The 3,690-nt window shown below is 67.6% G+C and carries 4 protein-coding genes and 1 pseudogene; 2 read left to right on the top strand and 3 right to left on the bottom strand.

Annotated features, from left to right (window positions below; translation table 11 throughout):
• From G6031_RS15210 to merA, 3 genes are all read right to left on the bottom strand, one after another.
• Positions 1 to 478 (bottom strand): helix-turn-helix domain-containing protein (locus tag G6031_RS15210; RefSeq protein ID WP_182653703.1); only part of this gene is annotated, 478 nt, incomplete at its 3' end.
• A 1-nt stretch (position 479) separates the two neighbouring features.
• A complete protein-coding gene (locus tag G6031_RS15205; protein WP_094364518.1) occupies positions 480 to 1,082 on the bottom strand; it encodes a recombinase family protein in 603 nt (200 codons plus the stop codon).
• Positions 1,083 to 1,302: 220 nt separating this feature from the next.
• Complete coding sequence (gene merA, locus G6031_RS15200; protein ID WP_017838447.1) at positions 1,303 to 2,703, bottom strand: mercury(II) reductase; 1,401 nt, start codon at positions 2,701 to 2,703, stop codon at positions 1,303 to 1,305.
• A 105-nt stretch (positions 2,704 to 2,808) separates the two neighbouring features.
• Between merA and G6031_RS15195 the strand changes: the two genes are divergently transcribed.
• Positions 2,809 to 3,198: a heavy metal-responsive transcriptional regulator gene (locus G6031_RS15195; RefSeq protein ID WP_007928756.1), complete on the top strand. Its 390-nt coding sequence runs from the start codon at positions 2,809 to 2,811 to the stop codon at positions 3,196 to 3,198.
• 184 nt (positions 3,199 to 3,382) lie between these two features.
• A pseudogene (locus G6031_RS18690) lies at positions 3,383 to 3,690 on the top strand (recombinase family protein); the annotation flags it as partial.

Raw genomic sequence — 3,690 nt, 5'->3', positions numbered from 1 at the left:
CGGTGATGAGGATGTCGAGTTCGGTGTGATCGGCTTGCCACGTCACATTCGGCCGTTCGGCGCGATGGCGGAACACCAGTTCATAGCGGTCCCGATATGCTGCCGGCCCCTCCAGAGCAAGCGTCACCAGGGCCGGGTCCAAAGCGTGGACGATGGCGCGGACCGTGGCATAGCTCGGGGCCGTCAGCCCCAAGCGACCCGCTTCGGCCGTGGTGAGCCGGTGCAATGCAGCGGTGCTCGGGCGTGGGCGGGTCAGCGCGAGGTGCTCGAGAAACGTGACCAGTTCCGCCGGAGTGCGTCGAGATCCCGTGTCGCGTCGTGGCCGCGGCTCCAACGCCGCGATGCCGCCGGTCTTGTAAAGCTGGTGCCAGCGTTGCAGTGTCCGCAGCCCGGTGCCGGTGTCACGGGCCAGGGTCGTCAGCGAGATGCCGTCCTCGACGTGAAGCCGGAGGATTCGCCACCGCTGCGGCCCGTCCATGTCACACCTGCTGGGAGACCATGTCGCGGTCGCGGGCAGCCTGTTGGTGCCGGTACAGCGTGGCGCGAGACCATCCGACCAATCGGGCGGCTTCCTCGGCGGTGCGACCCTTGGCGCGGGCGTCCCGAGCGATGTCGAGTTTCTCCGCAATCACCGCCGGGTCAACAGGCGGCCGACCGAACCGGGTACCGCTCTGCTTCGCCGCAGCGATGCCGGCATTGACTCGCTCGGTGATCAGCTCGCGCTCGTACTCGGCCAGCGTGGCCAGCATGCCCAGCATTAACCGGCCGGAAGTGGTCTCCGGGTCGATGCCGTCCGAAAGCGACTTGATCTTTACGCCCTTGTCGCGCATCAGGTTCACGGTGTTGAGGACATCGATCAAGGATCGGCCGAGCCGGTCGATGCGCCACACCACGACCGTGTCGCCGGACTCGGCATAGTCCAACAGGCGCTTCATCCCCGGGCGTTCGATCGCGGTCCGGCTACCCGAGGTCACATCCGCGAACACATCCCGCTTCTGCACCCCGGAATCCACGAGTGCATCCAACTGCAACTGCGCGTCCTGACTCGCAGTGCTCACGCGGGTGTACCCCAAGAGCCTCATGACATGATTATGACTCACAAACCCCTACCGAGCACCACCCTGCGACAGTTCACGGTGAGACGACTTCGCGAGAGGCAGAAGGTGCCCATCGGCCCATGAAGCGGTCTCGGCGTCCGGTCCCCGCCTGGTGTCTCATAAGACTGTAGGTTTTTAAGGCACATTCACGGCGCCAGGCGGGCCGCCGCGGGAGCCCTCGTCCACCCCGCTGGGGCCGCGGGTTTCAGGCGCAGCATGACGTCGGCATCTGGTTTCGGAAGAGGCCGGCCACGATGCGCAGGCTTTCGCTCATGGTCAGGTACGGCGCCCAGGTGTCGGCCAGATCGTCGACGGTCATGCCGCTTTTGATGGCGTAGGTGGCCGCCAGCATGATCTCCCCGGCCCCGTCCGCCAGAGCGTGCACGCCCAGAACCTTGCCGCTCACGGCGTCGGCGACGAGCTTCACCGCCCCGCGGGTGTCGTGCTGGACGAGCGCCCGGGGGACATCGGACAGGTCCAGGACGCGGCAGTCGCACGCGTGCCCTCGGGTGAGGGCCTCGTCCTCGGTCAACCCCGCCGAGGCCAGCTGGGGCCGGGTGAACACGACCGCAGGAAAGCCGGCGTAGTCGACCCGAGCTGCCGGCGGGTACCTGTCCTCGGTCAGGGCGTTGAGCGCGGCGGCCCGACCGCCGGCGGCGGCGGCGTAGACGTACTGGGGAGCCCCCGAGACGTCACCGGCGGCCCAGACGCGCGGGTTGGAGGTGCGCTGGGTCTGGTCGACCACGACGAAGCCGCGCTCGTCCACGTCCACACCGGCAGCGGCCAGGTTCAGGCCGTCGGTGCGGGGCAGGCGTCCGGTGGCCACCAGGACCTGCGCGCCGCGCACCTGTTCGCCCGAGTCCGTGGTCACCACCACCTCTCCTGCGGGGCCTGGTTCGCGGGCCACAGTGGTCGCGCGCTCTTCGACCACGGTGATGCCGTCGTCGGTGAAGACTTCCCGAAGTCTCTGGGCCAGCTCCGGCTCGGCGTGCGGCGCCAGACGCCCGACCACAGAGACCCGGGTGCCGAGGTGAGCGAACAGCTGGGCCTGCTCCATCCCGACGTACCCGCCACCGATAACGACCAGGGACTCAGGCAGCTCGGTCAGCTGCATCGCGGTGGTGGACGTCAGCCGGTCCACAGAGTCGAGACCGACCACCTCCGGGATGGCGGGGGTGGCACCGGTGGCGACCAGATAGGCCCGGGCCCGCAGCGCCTGGCCGTCGACGGCCAGGGTGTCCCCGTCCAGGAAGCTGGCCTGGCCTGGGCGGACCTGGAAGCCGTAGGCAGCGGCCACATCGGCGTACTTCGCATCACGCAGGCGCTCGATGAGTGCGTCCTTCTGGGCCACCAGATCGCCGAGGTTCACCGGTGCGGCTGACGTTGGGGCACCTTTGAAGGGATTGGTGAGCGCGGCGTGCCGGGCCCCGGCGGCCGCCAGGAGCGTCTTGGACGGCACGCAGCCGATGTTCACGCACGTCCCGCCCAGAACACCGCGCTCAACCAGCACGACGCTCTTACCGGCCTGGCTGGCCGCGATGGCGGCGGACATCGCCGCGCCTCCTGAGCCGATCACGGCCAGATCGACGTCGTAGTCCACACCCATTTGCCCACCTTCCTTCGCGTGACCCCTCTTCAGCGTCCATAGTGGACGTTCCAGCGCAGGGGAAGGTCAAGGCGAACATGGACGAGAGCCGAGAAAGGGGCCACTGTGCGCATCGGTGAGTTGGCCGTGGCCAGCGGCACCACAACCAAGACGCTGCGCTTCTACGAAGAAGCCGGCCTACTACCTGCGCCTGAGCGCACCGCCAACGGATACCGCGACTACACCCCTGCGGCCCTGGCGCGCCTGGACTTCGTTCGCCGCGGCCGCACCGCTGGGCTCACCCTGGCCCAGATTCGCGAGATCCTCGACATCCGCGACGCCGGAGTCGCACCCTGCCAGCACGTGCACGCCCTGCTCGAAGCCCACCTGGGCGACCTGGACCGCCAAATCGCCGACCTGCAAGCACTGCGACACACCGTCGCGCACCTTCACCACAGTGCCACCACCAGCGACCCCACCAAATGCGACACCACGACCGTCTGCCGCTATCTGTGACCAGACCGGTGCTCGCGTGTATCGCCATGAGCAGATGCCGCCACAGAGCGTCGACAGAACCCCGCCATATAACGGCGAAAGCCACACGCTGCTGTGTCACAGGGTCGGCGTCGTCAATAATGAAACGTCGTCCCGTCGGGTCTAAGATGTATTGATACAGATTCCGGGCGAAAGGGTCTTGTCGATGGCTGATCGGATCGGGACGTTGCTGAACCGTTCGGGTGACGGTGGCGAGGAGGTGCTCCTCGTCAGTCGCGGGAAGGAGCGGACTCGGTTCCGTCGCCGGGACGAGTTGGGTTGGAACTTTCGGGTGGAGTCGACGGACTCAGAGAACGTCGTCGAGGTAACGCCAGAGCCGAAGCAAAAGCCAAAGACGGATCAGAAGCCGGCTGGCCGGGCCTCGCGTCCGCGGGGGCAGCGGGTGGCGTACGTGCGGGTGTCGGCGGCGGATCAGAATGAGGCGCGTCAGCTCGAGGCGGTGGGGGAGTGCGA

The organism is Dietzia sp. CQ4 (assembly GCF_014145125.1).
In the GTDB taxonomy this organism is placed as follows: Bacteria; Actinomycetota; Actinomycetes; order Mycobacteriales; family Mycobacteriaceae; genus Dietzia; species Dietzia natronolimnaea.
Note: the sequence above shows the minus strand (reverse complement) of the source record. Positions and strands in the feature narration are given on the sequence as shown.